Source organism: Actinomadura violacea (assembly GCF_017573465.1).
GTDB classification, from domain to species: Bacteria; Actinomycetota; Actinomycetes; order Streptosporangiales; family Streptosporangiaceae; genus Spirillospora; species Spirillospora violacea.
On record NZ_JAGEPF010000003.1, the window covers coordinates 294,088 to 313,547 of the forward strand.

Below are 19,460 nucleotides of genomic sequence, written 5' to 3' on the forward strand. Positions count from 1 at the left end.
CGGATGGAACGGTCCGCGCGGCCGGCGGCGACCGTTGACCCGCAAGTGAGACAAATCATAGATTTGCCCCACGGCGCGCCGAACCGTGTTCGGTGTCCGGGCCGCGCGGCGGCGCGCCGATGTGGTCCGCGGGAGGCGCGCGTGCAGAGCCGCGAAAGGAACGGCCGCGAAGTGAACGGCCGCCAGGTGGACGGCCCCGAGCCGATGAGCATCGCCGAGGCCAGGGCCCGGCTGACGGCTCCAGGGCAGCTCTTCGAGATGGACGAGGTCGACATCCGCGGCGTGCGGACCCGCGTCTGGAAGAACGCCCCGACCACCCTGCGCGACGTCCTGGAGCTGTCGCGCGGGCACGGCGACGCCCCGTTCCTCGTCTACGACGGCGACCGGCTGAGCTTCGCCGAGCACCACCGGCGCGCCGCGGCGTTCGGGCGGCTGCTGGTCGAGGAGTACGGGATCGCCAAGGGCGACCGGGTCGCGATCGCGATGCGCAACTACCCCGAATGGCCGGTGGCGTTCTTCGGCGCCGCCGTCGCCGGCGCCGTCGTCGTCCCGCTGAACGCCTGGTGGAGCGCCGACGAGCTGGAGTACGGGCTGCGCGACAGCGGCGCCCGGCTCCTGGTCGCCGACGCCCAGCGCGCCGAGCGCCTCGCCGGCGCCCTGCCCGGCCTCGGCATCCCGGTGCTGGTGGCCCGACCTGACGGCGAACCGCCCGCCGGCGGCGAGGACTTCGAGACCGCCCTGGCCCGCGCGCTGGCCGACGGCCGCGACGGCCTGCCCGACGTGGAGATCGGCCCCGAGGACGACGCCACGATCTTCTATACCTCCGGCACCACCGGACGTTCCAAGGGCGCCCTCGGCACCCACCGCAACATCACCACCAACCCGGTCAGCCTCGCCTACGGGCTGCTGTCGGCCGGGGTCCGCGCCGGCGCCTCCCTAGAGCAGCTCACCCGGCCGCAGCCCCGCGTCACCCTGCTGAGCGTCCCGTTCTTCCACGCCACCGGCTGCCACTCGGTGCTGGTGTCCAGCGCCCTGCAGGGCGGCACCGTCGTGCTGATGTACAAGTGGGACGTCGGCCAGGCGCTGGAGCTGATCGAGCGGGAGCGCGTCACCGGGTTCGGCGGCGTGCCGACCATGGCCTGGCAGGTGCTGACCTCCCCCGACTTCGACAAGTACGACACCTCCAGCCTCACCGGCGTCAGCTACGGCGGCGCGCCCGCCGCGCCCGCGCTCGTCGACAAGATCAAGGAGCGGCTGCCCGAGCGGGTCCCCGGCAACGGCTACGGCCTCACCGAGACCTCCTCGGTCACCACCTACAACGGCGGCGTCAACTACCTGGAGCACCCCGACAGCGTCGGCCCGCCCGTCGCCGTCTGCGACGTCAAGGTCGTCGACCCCGCCACCGGCGATGATCTACCCGCCGGCGAGGTCGGCGAGCTGCTCATCGCCGGCCCCAACGTCATCAAGGGGTACTGGAACAAGCCGGAGGCGACCGCGCAGGCGTTCGTGGACGGCTGGTTCCACAGCGGCGACCTGGCCCGCGTCGACGCCGACGGGTTCGTCTACATCGTCGACCGCGCCAAGGACATGCTGATCCGCGGCGGCGAGAACATCTACTGCGCCGAGGTCGAGGCCGCCCTCTACGAGCACCCCGCCGTCGCCGACTGCGCCGTCATCGGCGTCCCCCATGAGGTGCTCGGCGAGGAGGTCGGCGCCGTCGTCGTGCCCCGCCCCGGCACCGCGCCCTCCCCGGAGGAGATCCAGGGGTTCCTGCGCGAGCGGATCGCCGCGTTCAAGGTCCCCGTCCACTTCTGGTTCCGCGACGAGGGACTGCCCCGCAACCCCGGCGGGAAGATACTCAAGACCCGGCTGCGCAGCGAGCTGCTCGGCTGACCCCCCGCCTCCGCGACGCCGGCGCGCCCGTCCACCCCCGGGCGCGCCGGTTAACGTGATCACGTGAGCGAACAACGATCCAACGCCGGCGGAATCCGTCAGATCAACGCACCGGGTCTGGCACCGGGCCCCGGCTACAGCCACGTGATATCGGTGGACGTCCCCGGGCGGCTCATCGTGGTCAGCGGCCAGATCGCCCTGGACGGCGAGGGGAACCTCGTCGGCCCCGGCGACCTGGAGGCCCAGACCCGGCAGGTGTTCACCAACCTGGAGGCCGCGCTCGCGGCCGCCGGGGCCCGCTGGGAGCACGTGATCCGGCTCGGCTACTTCCTGCGCGACGCGTCGAAGGTCGGCGTGGTGCGCGCCGTCCGCACCGAGATGCTGCCGGACGGCGTCGACCCGGCCGCGTCGCTGATCCAGGTGTCCGGGCTGGTCCGCGACGACCTGCTCGTCGAGGTCGAGGCGCTCGCCGTCGTCCCCGCCGGCTGACCGGCCCCGCGAACGCCGCAGGGGCGGGGCCGCCGGCCCCGCCCCTGCGCCTTCACGACGTCAGACGTTCACGCCGAAGTCGGCGGCGATGCCCGCCAGCCCCGACGCGTACCCCTGCCCGACCGCGCGGAACTTCCACTCGGCGCCGTTGCGGTACAGCTCCCCGAACACCATCGCGGTCTCGGTGGAGGCGTCCTCGGTCAGGTCGTAGCGGGCGATCTCGCCGCCGCCGGCCTGGTTCACCACCCGGATGAAGGCGTTGCGGACCTGCCCGAAGCTCTGCTGCCGGCCGTCGGCGTCGTAGATCGACACCGGGAACACGATCTTGGCGACCTCGGCCGGGACGGCCTGCAGGTCCACCTTGATCGCCTCGTCGTCGCCCTCGCCCTCACCGGTCAGGTTGTCGCCGGTGTGCTCCACCGAGCCGTCCGGGCTCTTGAGGTTGTTGAAGAACACGAAGTGCTGGTCCGACAGCACCTTGTTCTCCGCCGAGCACAGCAGCGCGCTGGCGTCCAGGTCGAAGTCGGTTCCGGTCGTCGTCCGCACGTCCCAGCCCAGACCCACCACGACCGCGGTCAGTCCGGGAGCCTCCTTGGTCAACGAGACGTTGCCGCCCTTGCTCAGACTGACTCCCACTGTGCCTACCTCCGTATCGGACCGGGCGGATGACGGTCACCCGCGGCCTGTCTAAGCAGAACGGTAGCCAGTCCCCGCCGGTTCCCCCGCCGCTTTCGTCCATGACCGGCGTGGCGTGCGGGTTCGTACCCGCGCGCCACGCCGGCACCCCGCCGGGCAGGCCGTGCCGGACCTGTGCGGCGGGTCAGCCGCCGGTGAGGAACGCCGTCGGCGCGGTGATCACCGGCGGCAGCTCGAACGCCGCGGCCAGCTCGGCGGCGCGCGGTGCCAGCTCGTCGCAGGCCCGCCGGCGCGCCGCGTGCACGTCCTGCAGCCACCCGGGCGGCACGACGCCCTCGTCGAGCAGGCCGTCGGCGCGGCGCGCCATCCAGTTCAGGGCGTGCAGGCGCAGTACGGGCCGCAGCTCCGCCGGGCCCGCCTGGGCGGCGGCCTCGCAGATCTCCAGGGTGACGCGGTCGGCGCAGGCGGTCGCGGTCCGCGCTGCCAGCGCCAGGTTGTCGTTCCAGGCGGTGAACGGGTCGGCGCCCCCGTCGGCGGCGGCCCGGACCCGTCCGGCGAGCCGGTCGCGCATCCGCCGCTCGGCCTCGCGCGCCAGGAACAGCGGCACCCGCGGCGAGTCCAGGTCGCCGCCGTCGGGCGGGCCCGCCTCCTCCTCGGGCGGGGTGTAGCGGTCAAGGTCGGCCATCGCCCGCGCGGTGTCGTACAGGATCAGCTCGTTGTCGCCGCCGGCGTTCATGTAGGCGTGGGTCAGGCCCCGGTAGGCGTTGAGGCGCTCGACGGCCGCGAACCCGGGTGCGCCCGAGTGCACCCGGCACATCGACACCGTCTCCTGCGCGGTGACGGTGGACGCCGCCTTCAGCAGCGCCAGGTCCCGGTCGACCGCCGACCACGGCGCCCACGCGGTGTCCGGGCCGCCGGCGGGCACGTCGGCGGCGGTGCGGCGGCCCTTGACGTGCGCGGCGACGGCGGTCAGCGCGTACGCCGACGCCAGCGCGCCCAGCACCGCCTCCTGCTGGTTGCGGTAGTCGGTGAGCGGGCGGCGCGGCGCGAGCCGGCCGAGGGTGGAGCGGCCCGCCGAGTGCGCCAGCAGCATCCCGGCGGACGCGCGGGTGATCGCGGCGCACGCGGAGATCACCGCGCGCCACACCGCGGGCGCGATGCCCATCGAGCGGGTCAGCCGCGCCGCCGGCGACCCGGCCGGGTCGTGGAAGGCGCCGCCGGCGTCGATGCTCGCCCCGTCGCGCAGCCACGCCTCGTAGGGGACGTGCAGCTCCTCCAGCAGCACCGCCGCGTAGTCGACCTGCAGCCCGGTGGTCTCGGGCGCCGGCACGACCCGCACCCCCGGCGGGACGGCGCCGTCGGGGCCGCGGACCGGCACCGCGAACACGAACACCCCGCGCTCCTCGCCGCCGTGCACGAGGGTGGCGTAGACGCAGGCGGTCTTGGGCAGGTCGGGGTGGGCGGTGCTGGTGGGGAACTTGGCGGCCTGCACGTCGGGGGTGTGCAGGACGAACCCGCCGGTGGCGGGGTCGTGGCGGGCGATGGTGCGCGGCGACAGGTGGCTGTTGCTGCGCCCCACCTCGGTCATCAGCAGCGCCCCGAACGAGTCCATCGACTCCAGCGCCTCGCGGGCGGTGCCCGGGCCGTCCTGCCCGGTGCCGAACCGGACGGTGGGGCCGAGCGCCAGGGTGTAGTGCAGCATCATCACGTGGAACAGCGCCGGGTCGGCGATCGCGGCGCGTTCCAGCAGCGCGCACAGCGCCGGCGGGTCGTCCAGCAGCTCCGACCCGGGCGGGGCGGCGAGCCCGGCGCGCCGCAGCCGCGCGTAGGTGATGGCCTGGTGGTCGCGGGCGGTGAGGCCGTCGGGGTAGGTGAAGAACTCCTCGGGGACGGCGTCGGCGAGCCGTTCCCGCAGCTTGGGGCCGGGGGACGCGCCGCGCACGAAACCGGCGAGGTCGCCATCGGGGGAGGTGCCCATGGACATGCCCATCGCGCTGCTCTCCTGTCGGGACGGAGTGGTCGGGCTGAACGGATCGGGCGGAGGCGGGGGGCGGGACGGGGCGGAGGCTAGGCCTGCGGGTCGGGCGTGATGCCGGGCGCGGACTTGCCGACCGGCGCGTCCTCCGCGCCGGCTCCCTCCGCCGGGGCGTCGGCGGCGCGGGGGCGCGGCGCGCCCTGCCGGGGCCGGTCGCGCAGCGGCACCAGGAAGTTCTGCGCGCCGGGGACGCTGAGGCGGGCGCACTGGCACAGCGCGTTGCCCGACCCGGCCTCGGCGAACACCGTCGCGCCGGCGGCGTGCACGGCGCGCAGCGTCTCCGGCAGCCGGACGGGCTTGACGATGCAGTCGGCCAGCGCCCGGTGCAGGTCGTCGTCGTCGCGGTAGGCGCGGCCGCGCACCGGCGAGTGCACCGGCACCTCCAGCGGCCGCTGCGGGAACGCGCGGATCATCGCGTACCACTCGTCGTCGGCGCCGGCCATCGCGGGATGGTGCGACAGGTAGGGGACGGCGAGCCGGACGCCCCGCACCCCGGACGCGCGGGCGGCCTCCAGCACCGCCTCCAGCGGCCCGTCCGGGCCGGACACGACGGTGACCGACGGGGCGTTCAGGCAGGCGACGACGACCTCGGGGGCGCCGGCGGCGCCGATGCAGGCGCGGGCGCCGTCCTCGCCGGCCTCCAGCAGCGCCATCCCGCCGCCCGCGCCGCGGCGGGCGAGGACGTCGACGAGGCTGACGGCCATCCGGGCGCCGTCGGCGACGGCGAACACGCCCGCGCAGACCATCGCGGCGATCTCCCCGAAGCTCTGCCCGACGGCGAAGCCGGGGTGCACGCCGAGCGCGCGCAGCGCGCGGTCGACGGCGACGGACGAGGCGTAGCCGGCGAGCTGGGCGACGCCGGGGGCGCGGGCCGCCGCCCGGTACCCGGCGGGGTCCTCCAGCAGGATCGCGCGCAGCTTCGGCCAGCCGTCCGGCAGGCCCTCCTGGACGGCGTCCAGGACGTCGGCGGCGGCGCGTGCGGCGGCCGGTCCGGAACGTGCCAGCGAGGGCAGGTCGGGGACGCCGGCCGATCCGGTCCCGGCGAACAGGAACGCGCAGACGTCATCGGGTTTGAGCTCCCCGGCGGGGTCGAAGGGGCCGTCCGGCTGGAAAGAGGTGTGGGACACGCGAGGTCTCCTTACCTGGAAGGAAGGCTCTCTTTTCTTTTCGGATAATGGCCGCTTATCGAGGAGTTATGGAACACAAATCCTGAAATGGGATTATTCACTCATGGAATCGGCCTGGCAACCGTCGGTGCTACGGACGGACCGCAGAGCGGTGCGCCATCCGCACCGGCCGGCGGCCGGGCCACGACCACCGGCCTCGCCGCCGGTTGGGGGGAGCGACGCATGACCTGGAGCGACCAGCAGCCCGCGCACACCCGGTGGGCGATCCGCGGCACCGGCTCCTACCTGCCCGAACGGCGCGTGCCGAGCAGCGAGGTGTCCTGCTCGCTCGGCCTGCGGGAGGACTGGATCGAGGAGCGCACCGGGATCCGCAACCGGCACGCCGCCGCACCCGGGCAGGCCGCCTCCGACCTCGCCGCGGCCGCCGCCCGCGACGCCCTGGACGCCGCCGGGCTGCGCCCCGCCGACATCGGGCTGATCGTGCTGGGCACCTCCACCCCCGACGAGCTCGGCCCCTCCACCGCCTGCCGCGTGCAGGCGCTGCTCGGCGCCCGCGGCGCCGCCGCGTTCGACGTCGCCGCCGCCTGCACCGGGTTCGTGTTCGGGCTGCAGGCCGCGCTCGGCTGGCTCGCCGCCCAGCGCGGCGCCACCCCGTACGCGCTGGTCATCGGCGTCGAGGTGTACTCGCGGTTCCTCGACCCCGCCGACCGCGGCACCGCCGCGCTGTTCGGCGACGGCGCCGCCGCGGCGGTCGTCGGGCCCGTCCGCGGCCCCGGCGGGATCGGGCCGGTGACGCTCGGCTCCGACGGCACCCGCGCCGGGGACGTGCTCATCCCCGCCGGCGGGTCGCGCCGTCCCGCCAGTCCCGCCACACTGGCCGATCTCGGCCACACCATCCACATGGACGGCCGCGCCGTCCGCGACTTCATCACCGCGGTGTTCCCCCGGCTGGTCGCCGAGGCGTGCGAGGACGCCGGGATCAAGCCCGCCGACCTCGCGCTGGTCGTCCCGCACCAGCCCAACCCGCGGCTGGTGGCCTCGCTCGCCGGGCACGCCGGGCTGGAGCCGGGCCAGCTGATGATCGCCGGGGAGGACGTCGGCAACATCGGCGCCGCCAGCCTCCCCTACGCGCTGGACCGCGCCGTGCGCACCGGCCGCGTCGCCGGCGGCGACCTGGTGCTGCTCGCCGGGTTCGGCGCGGGCCTGACCTGGGCGCACACCGTCATCACCTGGCCGGACGACTGACGCGCCCGGCGGCGCGGGACGTACGGCCGGGCGGCGGCGCGAAATCATTCCGGAACTTTTTCCCTCCGGGGTGTCCGGCGCGGTCCCGGCCGTTCGTCCTTAGGGTGAAGGCCGGCGACAGGACGCCGGCCCCGACCCAGGGAGCGGCAATGCCCACCTACATCGCCTTCACCTACACCGCCGACGTCGACTGGACCGACCCGCAGTACGGCGAGGAGATGAAGGAGTACGCGGAGTTCGGGGAGGCGGCGCAGGCGGTCATCAGGGGCGGCCACTCGCTCTACCCCACCGCGACCGCCACCACCGTCCGCACGCCCGCCGGCAAGGGCGGCGACCCGGTCGCCACCGACGGCCCCTACGCCGAGACCAAGGAGGCCCTCACCGGCTACTACGTGCTGGAGTGCGCCGACCTGGACGAGGCCGTCGCCGTCGCCGGCCGGCTGCCCGCCGCCTGGAACGGCGCGGTCGAGATCCGCCCCGTCATCGAGTTCGCCTGACGCGGCGGGCGGGGCGGGACGCCCGGATGGACGCCGTCGGCGACGCGGTGGCGCGGCTGGTGCGCGAGGAGCGCCCGCGCGTGCTGGCCACCCTGATCCGCGTCACCGGCGGCATCGATCCCGCCGAGGACGCCGTCCAGGAGGCCGCCGTGCGGGCCCTGGAGACCTGGCCGCGCGACGGCGTCCCCGACGACCCGCGCGCCTGGCTGCTGGTCGCCGCCCGGCGCCGCGCGATCGACGTGATCCGCCGCGAGGCGCGCCGCGCCGGGAAGGAGGCCGAGGCGATGGCGATCCGCGGTGCCGCCCCCGGCCCGCTCCCCGGCGACCCGCCGGGCGCCGAGACCGTCCGCGACGACATGCTGCGGCTGGTGTTCACCTGCTGCCACCCGGCGCTGTCGACGGAGGCGCAGGTGGCGCTGGCGCTGCGGACCCTCGGCGGGCTCACCACCGCCGAGGTCGCGCGCGGGCTGCTGGTGCCGGAGGCGACCATGGCCAAGCGGATCACCCGCGCCAAGCAGAAGATCGCGCGGGCCGGGATCCCCTACCGGGTGCCGCCCGCGGCCGAGCTGCCCGGCCGGGTCGCCGGCGTCGCCGCCACCCTCTACCTGATCTTCAACGAGGGGTACGCGGCGGGCGGCGGCGAGGACCTGGTGCGCGGCGCGCTCACCGGCGAGGCGGTCCGGCTGGCGCGGCTGCTGGCCGGGCTGATGCCCGACGACCCGACCGTCCTCGGCTTGCTGGCGCTCCTGCTGCTGCACGACGCCCGCCGCGCCGCCCGCACCGATCCCGCCGGGTGCCCCGTCCTGCTGCCCGACCAGGACCGCACCCGCTGGGACGCCGCGCAGATCAAGGAGGGCGTCGAGCTGGTCGGCGCGGCGCTGCGCCGCACCCCGGACCGTCCCGACCCCTACGTGGTGCAGGCCGCGATCGCCGCCTGCCACGCCCTCGCCCCGAGCTACGACGCCACGCCGTGGGAAGCGGTGGTGTCCTGGTACGACGTGCTGCTGACCGTCCGGGACGAGCCGGTCGTGCGCCTCAACCGGGCGGTGGCCGTCGCCGAACGTGACGGCCCGGCCGCCGGGCTGGCGCTGGTGGAGGACATCGGCGGGCTGGAGGGCTACCCGTGGTGGCACGCGACCCGCGCCGAACTGCTGCGCCGCGCGGGCCGCCCCGGCGAGGCCAGCGCCGCCTACGAGCGGGCCCTCGCCCTGGACCTCAGCGTCCCCCAGGCCGGCCATCTGCGCCGCCGCCTCGCCGATCTGGCGTCCTAGCCGCCGTGCGGACCGGGTCACCGGCGCGCCAGGGCGGCGACCGAGCGCAGCAGGTCGCGGGTCTCGGCACGGCGGTCCCAGCCGATCACCGCGCAGACGACGGCGAGCGCGGCGGGGAACAGCGCCCACGCGGGCTCCAGCACCAGCAGGTGGGTGAGGACGGCACCGGCCAGCAGGCCGATCAGCGCGGTCGCGGCGAGGCCGGCCAGCCGCGGCACCACCAGCCCGATCGCGCCGGCGGCCTCGACGGCGCCGGTCACGTACCGGAACCACTGCCCCCAGCCGATCCTGGTGAAGGTCTCGACGGCGTCGGCCTGCCCGGCGAACTTCGGCATCGCCGAGGCGACGAGCAGGAACGCGGCGATGAGGATCTGCGCGGTCCACAGCGCCCGGCGCAGGACGCGGCGGCGGCCCTCCACGGTGCCGGTGGCGGGGGCGGCGAGGATCTGGGTGACGGTCATGGCGGTGTCCTTCCGTGCGGTGTGCTCGTTTCCGTGCCTTCACTGACGCGTCGCACGGGGCCCCGCCGGATCGACATCCCGCCGAAGTTTTTCTCAGAAGTTTTTCGCGGCTCGCGTCATCGCAGGTCAGGGGCGGTCTGGAGCGCGGGCGCGGCTGCGGAGGACGGTGCGTTGCGGCGGGCGGCGACCGCGGCGGTGACGCGGACGAACGCCGCCAGCGCCCGCGACCGCGACTCCTCCGGCCACGCCAGCACCAGCGTCGTCGGCGGCGCGTCGGGCACCGGCACCGCCGTCAGGTCCTCGCGCAGCAGCCGCCGGTAGGAGTGCGGCAGCACCGCCACCATCCGGCCGAGCGCGATCAGCTGCATCACCTGCCCGCCCTCGGTCACCATCGGGCCGTCGCCGTCCGGCCGGGCGGGGGTCCGCGGCAGCACCTCGCCGTCCAGGTCGGCCATCGACACCTCCCGCCGGTCCGCCAGCCGGTGGGTGCGCGGCATGACGACGACCTGCGGCTCCACCACCAGCTCCTCGACGGCGAGGCCGGTCAGGTCGGCGCGCGGCGCGTACAGCAGGGCGGCGTCGGCGCGGCCGTCGTCCAGCGCCTGCCGCGCCCCGTAGCCGAACACCATCTCGACCGGCAGCGCGTCCGGCTCCCGCTCGTAGGCGGCCAGGACGTCGGGCAGCAGGCCGCCGCCGTCGCCGCCCGGCTTCATCGCCAGCAGCAGCCGGGCCTGCGCCCCGCCGGCGCGGCGGGTGCGGCGCACCGCGGCCTCCACGGCGGCGAGCGCCGCGGTGCCCTCGGCGAGCAGCGCCTCGCCGGCCGGGGTCAAGGTCACCCGGCGGCTCGTGCGCTCCAGCAGCCGGACGCCGAGCCGCCGCTCCAGCCGGGCGACCGCGCGCGACAGCGGCGGCTGCGCGATGCCGAGCCGCTCGGCGGCCCGCCCGAAGTGCAGCTCCCGCGCGACCTCCAGGAAGTAGGCGAGCTCCCTGGTCTCCACCAGATCCATACCTCAAGGGTATCGATCGCGGTCCGGTCGGTGTTGGAGTGCGGCGGGCGCCCGGTGGTGGAGTGGAGGACATGACAACGCAATCGACCGACGGCAAGGTCGCCCTGGTCACCGGGGCGAACAAGGGGATCGGGCACGCCATCGCCGGAGGGCTCGCGGCGCGCGGGATGACGGTGCTGCTCGCCGCGCGCAACCCCGAGCTCGGGGAGAAGGCGGCCGCGGCGATGCGCGACACCGGGCACGACGTCCGCTTCGTCCGGCTGGACGTCACCGACGACGCGAGCGTGCGCGACGCCGCCGGCGCCGTGGCCGCCGCGCCGGGGCGCCTCGACGTGCTGGTGAACAACGCCGGCATCTCCGGCGGCCCCCGCGACCTGCCGTCCGACGCCGACCTGGACCGCGTCCGGCGGCTGTTCGACACCAACCTGTTCGGCGTCATGCGGGTGACCAACGCGCTGCTGCCGCTGCTGCGCCGCTCCCCCGCCGCCCGGATCGTCAACGTCTCCAGCGGCACCGGGTCGCTGGCGCACATGACCGACCCGGACCACTACTTCTGGAACCTCGGCGCCGCGGCCGCCTACCCGGTGTCCAAGACCGCGCTGAACATGCTGACCGTCCAGTACGCCAAGCAGCTGCGCGACACCGGCATCCTGGTCAACGCGGTCGCGCCCGGCGCCTGCGCCACCGACTTCGCGCTCGAGCACATCCGCGCGGGCCGCACCATCACCCGCACCCCCGAGGAGGGCGCCGCCATCGCGATCCGGATGGCGACCCTGCCCGCCGACGGCCCGACCGGCGGTTTCTTCGACGACGACGGCCCCGTCCCCTGGTGAACCCGCACTCCTCCCATCCGGCGCTGCCGGTGGCGGCTCAGGCGGGCAGCGGCACGCGGGGGTGGCGGGCGCGGACCGCGTCGATGCAGACGTCCCGCGACACCGGGCCGCCGAAACGCAGCCGGTCGTAGGCGGTGAACGGCGGCTCCAGGGCGTCAAGTTCGTCGACCAGCGCGTGCAGGCGCCGCGACCAGCCGGGCGTTCCCGCGTCCGGCTCGTCCGGCGCCGCCGTGATCGCTTCCACCAGCAGTGATTTGCGCTGGATCGTCTCCGGCGACACCGACCGCAGGCACACGTACTGGCCGCTGAGGTACGCCGCCCACTCCTGCTCGCCCTCGGCCCTGTCGTCCCAGTGCCCGGTGAACCAGTCCCGCAGCGCGTCCTCGCCGCCCGCCCGGCCGGCGAGGTCGAACAGGTCGGACGGCACCATCTCGGCGCCGTCCGAGCGCAGGTAGCCCGGGATCGGCAGCCGCCCGGCCAGCATCGCCGCGCGGACGCCGTCGGGGTCCCGGCCGGCGGCGGCGCACGCCCGCTCCAGCTCGGTGTACCAGGCGTCGACGTACGCGTCGTCGGCGGGCGTCATCGGATGGTCGCCGTTGACCTCGCGGAAACGGCCGGCCAGCCGCGTCTTCAGCGCGGAAGCGGTCATGGCGGCCACGCTAGGCCCGGATCGTTTCCATGCGCGCCGAATCGTGATCGCCGGAGCGCGGTCACCAGGGTGAGAGGATCAGGGCTTGGACGGCGAGGGCCGTGGCCGCTTGCGCTGCCAGCCACCACCGGGACCCGGGTGCGCGCAGCGAGGCGGCCGCCACCAGCCACGCGGCGAACGGCACCCAGATCCGCTCGACCTCGCCCTTGGTCACGCCGGAGACGTCCAGCACGACCATGCCGAGCAGCGCCGCGCACGCGGGCAGCGCGACCGCCGCTGCGGGGGACAGCGCGCGGGTGCGGGCGGCGCGCCACAGCACGCCCGCCGTGCGCGGCAGCGCGTACGCGACCGCTGGGCCGGCCAGCAGGCCGAGCACTGCCAAGTCGCCGAACAGGAAGTAGGTGTAGGAGCGCTGCGCCGAGCCGCGGCTGATGAGGTAGGTGTCCAGGGTGGCGCGGACACCGTCCGGCCACCAGAACCCCAGCAGCGTGAACGCGGCCGGCACCACCATCAGCCCAGCGGCGACGCCTGCCAGTATTCGCGGGCGCGGGCGGGTCAGCAGGAGCACCGCCAGCGGCACCGCGAACAGCGGCAGCAGCCCGTACGACAGGTACGGCAGGGCCCCCAGCAGCAGGCCGCCCGCCGCGGCGGCGACGACGGCGCCGGGTCCGGCGCGGCGGGCCGCGAGCGCGATCAGCGCGGTCCCCCACGCCCCGACGGCGAGGAAGAACGCGTCCATCGCCGTCGCGATCCACAGCGCCAGCGGCGCCAGCACCAGGAACGGCACCGCGGCCCTCGCCGCCCGTTCGCCCGCGGCGCACCGCAGCGCGACCGCGATCGCCGCGACCGCCGAGGTGCCCGACGCGATGACGAACGCCGCGGCCCACCCGGTGCCGGGCAGCCCCGCCTTCTCCAGCAGCCACAGCGTCAGCGTCGGCAGCGGCGGATGGCCCCGCACGTGCGTGGTGTAGCCGCCGAGCCGCTCGGTGAACGTCCGCAGCCACTCCAGCGGGCCGGGGCGCACCTGCGCCAGGCCCGCGGGGTACTCGGTCGGGGCGTTCAGCGGTGCGGCGAGCGCGTCCCAGCCGTCGGCGGCGGCGAGCGCTACCGCCCACACCGCGGCGCCCGCCCACGACACCAGCAGCAGCGTCCGCCACCGCAGGCGGGACGCGGCCCGCGGCAGCACCGCCACCAGCAGCGCGGCGGCCGCGGCGGCCGGTGCCATCTGCCAGGTCAGCGGGCGTCCGCGGACTTGCGCGTGCAGCGGCGGCAGCGCGTCCTCGGTGGCGAGCCCGGCGCGCCGCAGGTACCAGCCGGTCGCGAACACCGCCGCGATCCCCGCCGCCCACACCATCACGGCGATCCATCCCAGGCGGCTTTCGCGGCGAGTGTCCGGAGTGGTGGTGCTCTGCGTTCGCGTGTCGGTGGCGGTCATCGGTCCTTCTTCGCAGGCGGCGCGGCGCGGTGCGCGCCGCCGCTCATGGGGCGGCGACGGCCGGTGAGCAGCTGCACCACCAGCGCCACCACCGCCACCGCGGCGATCGCGCCCACGACGATCGCCAGGTTGCGGCCGTAGGGCAGCGGCAGCTGCGACGGGACGTCCGGACGGCGCCCGTAGCCGAGCACGAGCGGGATCGCCACCGCCGTCACGCACGCCGCCACGACCAGCGCGCCGCGCACCACCCGCCTGTAGGCGACCGGTATCCAGCCCGTCACCAGGCCCGCGACAAGCACGGCCGGGACGAGTACCCCATCGTGCAGGACCGCGGCGCCCACGAACCAGGCCGCCCAGCGCCCGACCGGGACGTCCGCGACGATCCCGCTGAGCCCGTAGCCGATCAGCGCCAGTCCCCCCGCGTACGCCCCCGCGTGCATGAGCCTGCGCGCCTTCATTGGACCACCAGCCGGCCGACCCACTTGGTCTGCATCACGCCGGGGCGGTTCGGCGCGATGAGCCGACACGGGTAGCCGTGGTCGAGGTCGAGGGGCTCGCCGTTCACCCGCAGTGCCAGCAGCGTGAGCGGGTCGTGCCAGTGCGGCGGGCGCACCTCGGACGTGCGGTACCGGCCGTAGGGCTCCAGCGACTCGACGCGGACGCGCGCGTCGTCCTGCACGCCCGCCATCCGCAGCAGGTCCCGCAGCCGCACGCCCTCCCAGGTGGCCTCCGCGCTCCAGCCCTCGACGCACGCGATCGGAAGCCGCGCCGTCCGCATCGGCATCGCCTGCAGCTGCGCCAGCGACAGCGTCAGTTCCCGTTGGACGCGTCCGGTGACGGTGAGCCGCCATCCGGGGTCGCGGGCCAGCGCGGTGACACCGGACCCGGCGGCGGACTTGTTGACCGGCAGGCCCTGCGACCCGATCCCGGGACGGCGCGGCGCGAGCACCGCGAGCCGCGCCAGCGGCGACACCGCCTCCCCCACCGCGGTGAGCACGACCACGCCGCTCGCACCGCCGACCGTCAGCAGGAATGTGCGGCGCCTCAGCCCGTCCTGCGGGCGCGTCATCACCGTCCGGCGCGTCTTGGCCCATTCGTTGGCGATGTGGATCAGCAGCGCGCCGATGATGATGTAGGCGGTCCAGTAGTGCGCGGTGGTGAAGAAGAACCGGAACGCGTACCAGTAGTCGATGTTCATCACGCCGGTGACCAGCTGGAACAGCGACCCGCCGACGAGCACGAACACCAGCAGCCGCTCGATCGCGTGCCCGGCCGAGCGGGCGGGCGGCCACTGCAGCAGCCGCGGGTAGACCGTCCACAGTTTGGCCAGCAGCAGCGGCACGGCCGCCAGGCCGGTCATGACGTGCAGGCCCTGCGTCACCCGGTACAGGTTCACCGGGCGGGACGGCCATGTCATCCAGTTCGCCGGGTTCTGCATCAGGTGGCTGACCAGGCCGGTGCAGAACGCGACGAGGAAGCAGGCGCCGAGCGCGATGCCCAGCCACGCGGCCACCCGCTCGTCGTGCAGGCGGCTGGTGAAGCGCTCCGGCAGCGTCGTCAGCGCCGCCGGCGGCACCGGCCGCCGGGCGAGGGCCCTGGTCAGGAGCGCAGGGCGACGAACCATCGGCCGGCCTCCTCCCACCGCTCGGTGACGGCCGCCGCGCACACGGCGGCCAGCGCGCCGGCGCCGTCGGCGGAGACGTGCGCCCACGGGAACCATTCGCCGACCGCGCGGCCGGATCGCAGCCGCAGCGGCTCGGTCCGCGTCCCCGTGCCCGGCGGGTCCACCTCCACCAGCACCCGCCCGCCCGGCGCCAGCAGCGCCAGGACGCGGCGCAGCAGCGCGGCGGGGTCGCCGCCGATGCCGATGTTGCCGTCGGCCAGCAGCACCGTCCGCCACCGCCCGGCGCCGGGGACGCGTCCGAACACGTCGCGGCACAGGGCCGGGGCGCCCGCCGCGATGGTCAGCGCGACCGCGCGCGGCGCCACGTCGATGCCCAGCACCGGCAGGCCGCGACGGGCCAGCGCGGCCGTCAGCCGCCCCGGGCCCGACCCGACGTCGAGGGTGGCGCCGGCGCAGCGGTCCAGCAGCCCGGCGTCGCCGGGGCGCAGCGCCAGCCAGTCCTGCACCGGCAGGGGTCGGCGTCGGCCGTCGGCGTGCTCGATCTCCACCGGCGCGGTGCCGCGCAGCGCCTCCTCGTACAGTTCGCCGATCATGCCGGGACGGTCCTGGTCCCGAGGGCGCGGACCAGGGCGGCGAACCGGCCGCCGGGCGCCTGCGCGGCGACGGCCTCGGCGTCGGGCGGGGTGTCCACGTCGGTCAGCTCGGGCATCGTCGCGACCGTGAGGCCGGCGGCGCGCAGGCGGGCGAGCTGGAGCGTTCCGGTGTCGGGCCGCGACATCGGGACGCCCAGCAGCAGCCGCTCGTCGGGACGGCGCAGCCCCAGCAGCCAGAACCCGCCGTCGCGCGCCGGGCCGAACACCGCGTCGCGCTCGCGCAGCGCCCGGCCCGCGCGGGCCAGCAGCGCGGGCGTGACCTGCGGCGTGTCCATCCCGATGAGGACGAGCGGGCGGCCGCCTCCGGCAGCGGCGAACGCGTCGGTGAAGGCGTGCGCGAGCCGCTCGTCCAGCCCGCCGCCGCGCTGCGCGACGACCTCGAAGCCGCCGGGCAGCCACGGGCCGGGCTGCCCGGCGAGCGCGAGGACGCGGCGGCATGCGGGGGCGGTGGCGACCGCGGTGAGGGTGTCGTGCAGCGCGGCCGCGGCGAGTGCGGCGGCCTCGGCGGGCGTGTAGGCGGGGGTCAGGCGGGTCTTCACCCGGCCCGGCACCGGCTCCTTGGCGATGACGACCAGATCGGCGTCGGCGCCCTCGGGGGCGTTCACGAGGCGACCTCCGCCAGGACGCGGCGCATGTCGCGGACGGCGCGGACCGTCCCGCCGAAGGTCCCGGTCACCTTCGACTCCCCCGTGCGCGGCAGGTACGCCACCTCGATCTCACCGATCCGCCAGCCCGCGCGGGCGGCGCGCAGCACCATCTCCAGCGGGTACCCGAACCGGCGGTCCGCCAGTTCCAGGGCGAGCAGCCCGGCGCGCGGCGCGGCGCGCATCGGGCCGAGGTCGTGCAGCCGGGTGCCGGCGCGCCGGTTCAGCGACCGGGCCAGCACCGTGTTGCCGAGCCGCGCGTGCGGCGGCCACGCGCCGCGCCCGACCGGACGGCGCCGCCCGAGCACCAGCGCCGGCCCGCCGGCGGCCTCGAGCCGGTCGAGCTCGGCGACCAGCCGCGGCAGCTCGGCGGGGTCCAGCGAGGCGTCGGCGTCCATCACGCACACCACCGCGGAGGTGGCGGCCAGCAGCCCGGCATGGCAGGCCGCGCCGAACCCGCGGGTCTCTGCGGGCACCACCTCGGCGCCGTGGTCCAAGGCCACGCGCGCGGACCCGTCGGTGGAGGCGTTGTCGACCACCAGGGGCCGGAAGCCCGCGGGCATCCGCGACAGCACCCACGGCAGGGCTTCGGCCTCGTTGAGGCACGGGAGAATCACGTCGATCACGGCTCTGACGCTACTTTCGGTGACGGGCGGGCGACCCTTACAGACTGGTGACGGGCTGCCGGGCGGGCGCCGCGGCGCCCGCCGCCGGTTCCGGCGCGTCCCGGGCGAACTCGGCCATGCCCTCGCCGAACGGCACCGACGGCCGGAAACCCAGCTCGCGGCGGGCGCGGTCGGGCCGGGCGACGATGTGGCGGACGTCGCCGAGCCGGTGACCGCCGGTGACGCGCGGCGCCGGGCCGCCGAACGCGCCGGCGAGCGCGTCCGCCATCTCGCCGATGGTGCGGGGCTCGCCGCTGGCGATGTTGTAGGCGCGCAGCGCGCCCCGCCCCGGCGTGCCCGCCGCGACCCGCTCCAGGGCGAGCACGTTGGCGCGGGCGACGTCGCGGACGTGCACGAAGTCGCGCCGCTGCCCGCCGTCCTCGAACACCAGCGGCGCCTCGCCGTTCATCAGCCGCGACCGGAAGATGGCCGCGACGCCCGCGTACGGGGTGTCGCGCGGCATCCGCGGCCCGTACACGTTGTGGTAGCGCAGCGCGGCCACCGACCCGCCGGTCGCGCGCGCCCACGACGCCGCCAGGTGCTCCTGCGCGAGCTTGGTGTCGGCGTAGACGTTGCGGGGATCGAGCAGCGCGTCCTCGCCGACCTCGCCGGGCGCGAGCGGGTGCCCGCACTCGGGGCAGCCGGGTTCGTAGCGTCCCGCGCGTAGCGCCTCGGCCGGGCGCGGCGCCGGACGCACCGGCCCGTGCGTCCCGCAGGTGTAGGCGCCCTCCCCGTACACGACCATCGACGAGGCCAGCACGAGCGCGCCGACCCCGGCGCGGGCCATCTCCGCCAGCAGCACCGCGGTGCCGTGCACGTTCACCGACGCGTAGTCCGGCAGGTCCGCGACGTCCACGCCGAGGCCGACCTTGGCGGCCTGGTGGCAGACGGCGTCCGCGCCGCGCAGCCGCCGCGCCACCTCGGCGGCGTCGCGGACGTCGGCGGCGCCGCCCGGGCCGCCGGACGGGGCCGGGCCGTCCGGCCGCAGGTCCAGGCCGCGGACCCGGTGGCCCGCGGCGGTGAGCGCCTCGGCGACGTGCGAACCGATGAAACCGGCCGACCCGGTGAGCAGTACGTCCATGCCGTGGAACGGTAGGCCGCGGCGGCGGCCGGATCCGGCGTGACGGCGCTCTTCAAGGCTCCTTGTTCGAGACTTGTAAGATCTGCGGTCCTCCGGGCCGCGGACGGGCCCGGGTCAGGCGGCGACGCGGGAGGCGAGCAGCCCGGCGGCCTTGTCGGTGTCGGCCTCGGTGGTGGACAGGTGGAACGCGCAGCGCAGCCGCCCGGCCCGCACCGAGGCGGCCACGTCGTTCGCGCGCAGCAGTTCGGCGGTGCCGTCGGTGACGGGCACCGACACGATCGCCGAGTCGCCGGGCTCCAGGCCGAGCGCGATCTGGAAGCGGCGCGCGAGCGCGACGTCGTGGTCGTGGATCGCGGCGGCGCCGACCCGCTCGATCAGCTCCAGGGCGGGGGCGTGCCCGGCCCAGCACTGCCACGCCGGCGACAGGTCCAGGCGGCGCGCGTCGGTCGCCAGCCGCAGCGGCGCCCCGTAGATGGAGTCCCAGACGTCGGCGCCGGCGTACCAGCCCGCGCCGACCGGCGGCAGCGCGGCGAGCGCCTCCTCGGTGCCGGCGAGGAAGCAGGTGCCGCGCGGGCCGAGCAGCCACTTGTAGCCCGCGCACACCAGCCAGTCGACGTCGGCGGCGGGCAGCGGCAGCCATCCGGCGGCCTGGGTGGCGTCCAGCAGGATCCGGGCGCCGTGCGCGCGGGCGGCGGCGATGAGGTCGTCCATGGGGGCGATGCGCCCGTCGGCCGACTGCACCGCCGACACCGCGACCACGTCGACGCCGGGACCGGTCTCCTCGGCGATCCGTTCCAGCGGCACCTCCCGGACGTTCAGGTCGGGGCGGGCGAGGAACGGGAACAGCAGCGAGGTGAAGTCGCCCTCGGCGACCAGGACGCGGGTGCCGGCGGGCAGCGACGCCGCGACGAGGCCGGTGAAGTAGGACGCCTGCGAGCCGACGGCGACCCGGTTCGCGGGCAGGCCGAGCAGCCGCGCGAACGCCTCGCGGGACCGGGCGACGGCCTCGTCGAGGTCGGCCGGCGCGAGCAGCCCGGCGGCGCGGTCCCGCTCGGAGGCCAGCATCGCCTCGTGCGCGGCGCGCGGCGGCAGGCCGTAGGTGGCGGTGTTGAGGAAGGTGACGCCCGCGGTGAACTCGCGCTGCGCGTCGTGGATGGAAAGGGTCATGCCCCGATGGTCGTACACCGACAGCCCATAGGACAAAGTACGGTTCTC

General features: G+C 76.0%; 20 protein-coding genes. 6 read left to right on the forward strand and 14 right to left on the reverse strand.

What is annotated here, in order from left to right; translation table 11 throughout:
• Window positions 1-171: 171 nt before the first annotated feature.
• On the forward strand, window positions 172-1,893 hold the full coding sequence (locus J4709_RS05340) for a class I adenylate-forming enzyme family protein (RefSeq protein ID WP_307800985.1): 1,722 nt from the start codon (window positions 172-174) through the stop codon (window positions 1,891-1,893).
• A 63-nt stretch (window positions 1,894-1,956) separates the two neighbouring features.
• Window positions 1,957-2,382 carry a RidA family protein gene (locus J4709_RS05345; RefSeq protein ID WP_307800987.1) on the forward strand — a complete coding sequence of 142 codons (426 nt, stop codon included), beginning with the start codon at window positions 1,957-1,959 and terminating at the stop codon, window positions 2,380-2,382.
• Between the two features lie 60 nt (window positions 2,383-2,442).
• Here the strand turns inward: J4709_RS05345 and J4709_RS05350 are convergent, their stop codons facing one another.
• From J4709_RS05350 to J4709_RS05360, 3 genes are all read right to left on the reverse strand, one after another.
• Window positions 2,443-3,018 carry a TerD family protein gene (locus tag J4709_RS05350; RefSeq protein ID WP_173093083.1) on the reverse strand — a complete coding sequence of 192 codons (576 nt, stop codon included), beginning with the start codon at window positions 3,016-3,018 and terminating at the stop codon, window positions 2,443-2,445.
• A 184-nt stretch (window positions 3,019-3,202) separates the two neighbouring features.
• Complete coding sequence (locus tag J4709_RS05355; RefSeq protein ID WP_232383007.1) at window positions 3,203-5,008, reverse strand: acyl-CoA dehydrogenase family protein; 1,806 nt, start codon at window positions 5,006-5,008, stop codon at window positions 3,203-3,205.
• Window positions 5,009-5,085: 77 nt separating this feature from the next.
• Window positions 5,086-6,180, reverse strand: a complete 1,095-nt coding sequence (locus J4709_RS05360) for an ACP S-malonyltransferase (RefSeq protein ID WP_208237545.1) — start codon at window positions 6,178-6,180, stop codon at window positions 5,086-5,088.
• Between the two features lie 222 nt (window positions 6,181-6,402).
• Between J4709_RS05360 and J4709_RS05365 the strand changes: the two genes are divergently transcribed.
• The 3 genes from J4709_RS05365 to J4709_RS05375 all read left to right on the forward strand — a co-directional run bounded on the left by J4709_RS05365 (window position 6,403) and on the right by J4709_RS05375 (window position 9,193).
• A complete protein-coding gene (locus J4709_RS05365) occupies window positions 6,403-7,425 on the forward strand; it encodes a 3-oxoacyl-ACP synthase III family protein (RefSeq protein WP_208237546.1) in 1,023 nt (340 codons plus the stop codon).
• A 149-nt stretch (window positions 7,426-7,574) separates the two neighbouring features.
• Window positions 7,575-7,922: a YciI family protein gene (locus tag J4709_RS05370; protein ID WP_208237548.1), complete on the forward strand. Its 348-nt coding sequence runs from the start codon at window positions 7,575-7,577 to the stop codon at window positions 7,920-7,922.
• Between the two features lie 26 nt (window positions 7,923-7,948).
• A complete protein-coding gene (locus J4709_RS05375) occupies window positions 7,949-9,193 on the forward strand; it encodes an RNA polymerase sigma factor (RefSeq protein WP_208237550.1) in 1,245 nt (414 codons plus the stop codon).
• 17 nt (window positions 9,194-9,210) lie between these two features.
• Here J4709_RS05375 and J4709_RS05380 read toward each other — a convergent pair whose 3' ends face one another.
• The gene (locus tag J4709_RS05380; RefSeq protein WP_208237552.1) at window positions 9,211-9,654 is read right to left on the reverse strand and encodes a DoxX family protein; all 444 of its coding nucleotides are present in this window, start codon (window positions 9,652-9,654) and stop codon (window positions 9,211-9,213) included.
• A gap of 116 nt (window positions 9,655-9,770) precedes the next feature.
• Window positions 9,771-10,661: a LysR family transcriptional regulator gene (locus tag J4709_RS05385; protein ID WP_208237554.1), complete on the reverse strand. Its 891-nt coding sequence runs from the start codon at window positions 10,659-10,661 to the stop codon at window positions 9,771-9,773.
• 71 nt (window positions 10,662-10,732) lie between these two features.
• On the opposite strand from J4709_RS05385, the gene J4709_RS05390 reads away from it, so the two are divergent.
• Entirely contained in the window at window positions 10,733-11,494 is a 762-nt protein-coding gene (locus J4709_RS05390) for an SDR family oxidoreductase (protein ID WP_208237556.1), read from the forward strand.
• 37 nt (window positions 11,495-11,531) lie between these two features.
• Here the strand turns inward: J4709_RS05390 and J4709_RS05395 are convergent, their stop codons facing one another.
• From J4709_RS05395 to J4709_RS05435, 9 genes are all read right to left on the reverse strand, one after another.
• Entirely contained in the window at window positions 11,532-12,143 is a 612-nt protein-coding gene (locus tag J4709_RS05395) for a DUF6058 family natural product biosynthesis protein (RefSeq protein WP_208237558.1), read from the reverse strand.
• 61 nt (window positions 12,144-12,204) lie between these two features.
• Window positions 12,205-13,578: a hypothetical protein gene (locus tag J4709_RS05400; protein WP_208237560.1), complete on the reverse strand. Its 1,374-nt coding sequence runs from the start codon at window positions 13,576-13,578 to the stop codon at window positions 12,205-12,207.
• Window positions 13,575-14,036, reverse strand: coding sequence for a hypothetical protein (locus tag J4709_RS05405; protein ID WP_208237562.1), 462 nt, complete (start codon window positions 14,034-14,036; stop codon window positions 13,575-13,577). Before J4709_RS05405 ends, J4709_RS05400 begins: the two co-directional genes overlap by 4 nt.
• Window positions 14,033-15,202, reverse strand: a complete 1,170-nt coding sequence (locus tag J4709_RS05410; protein ID WP_208237564.1) for a molybdopterin-dependent oxidoreductase — start codon at window positions 15,200-15,202, stop codon at window positions 14,033-14,035. Before J4709_RS05410 ends, J4709_RS05405 begins: the two co-directional genes overlap by 4 nt.
• Window positions 15,178-15,795 (reverse strand): class I SAM-dependent methyltransferase, encoded by a 618-nt coding sequence (locus J4709_RS05415; RefSeq protein WP_208237566.1) that lies wholly within the window; start codon window positions 15,793-15,795, stop codon window positions 15,178-15,180. Before J4709_RS05415 ends, J4709_RS05410 begins: the two co-directional genes overlap by 25 nt.
• Complete coding sequence (locus J4709_RS05420) at window positions 15,792-16,460, reverse strand: TIGR04282 family arsenosugar biosynthesis glycosyltransferase (RefSeq protein WP_208237568.1); 669 nt, start codon at window positions 16,458-16,460, stop codon at window positions 15,792-15,794. The genes J4709_RS05415 and J4709_RS05420 overlap by 4 nt, the downstream gene beginning before the upstream one ends.
• The gene (locus J4709_RS05425) at window positions 16,457-17,125 is read right to left on the reverse strand and encodes a glycosyltransferase family 2 protein (RefSeq protein WP_208237570.1); all 669 of its coding nucleotides are present in this window, start codon (window positions 17,123-17,125) and stop codon (window positions 16,457-16,459) included. Before J4709_RS05425 ends, J4709_RS05420 begins: the two co-directional genes overlap by 4 nt.
• A 37-nt stretch (window positions 17,126-17,162) precedes the next feature.
• On the reverse strand, window positions 17,163-18,245 hold the full coding sequence (locus tag J4709_RS05430) for an NAD-dependent epimerase/dehydratase family protein (protein ID WP_208237572.1): 1,083 nt from the start codon (window positions 18,243-18,245) through the stop codon (window positions 17,163-17,165).
• A 114-nt stretch (window positions 18,246-18,359) separates the two neighbouring features.
• Entirely contained in the window at window positions 18,360-19,412 is a 1,053-nt protein-coding gene (locus J4709_RS05435; RefSeq protein WP_208237574.1) for an aminotransferase class V-fold PLP-dependent enzyme, read from the reverse strand.
• Window positions 19,413-19,460: the final 48 nt, after the last annotated feature.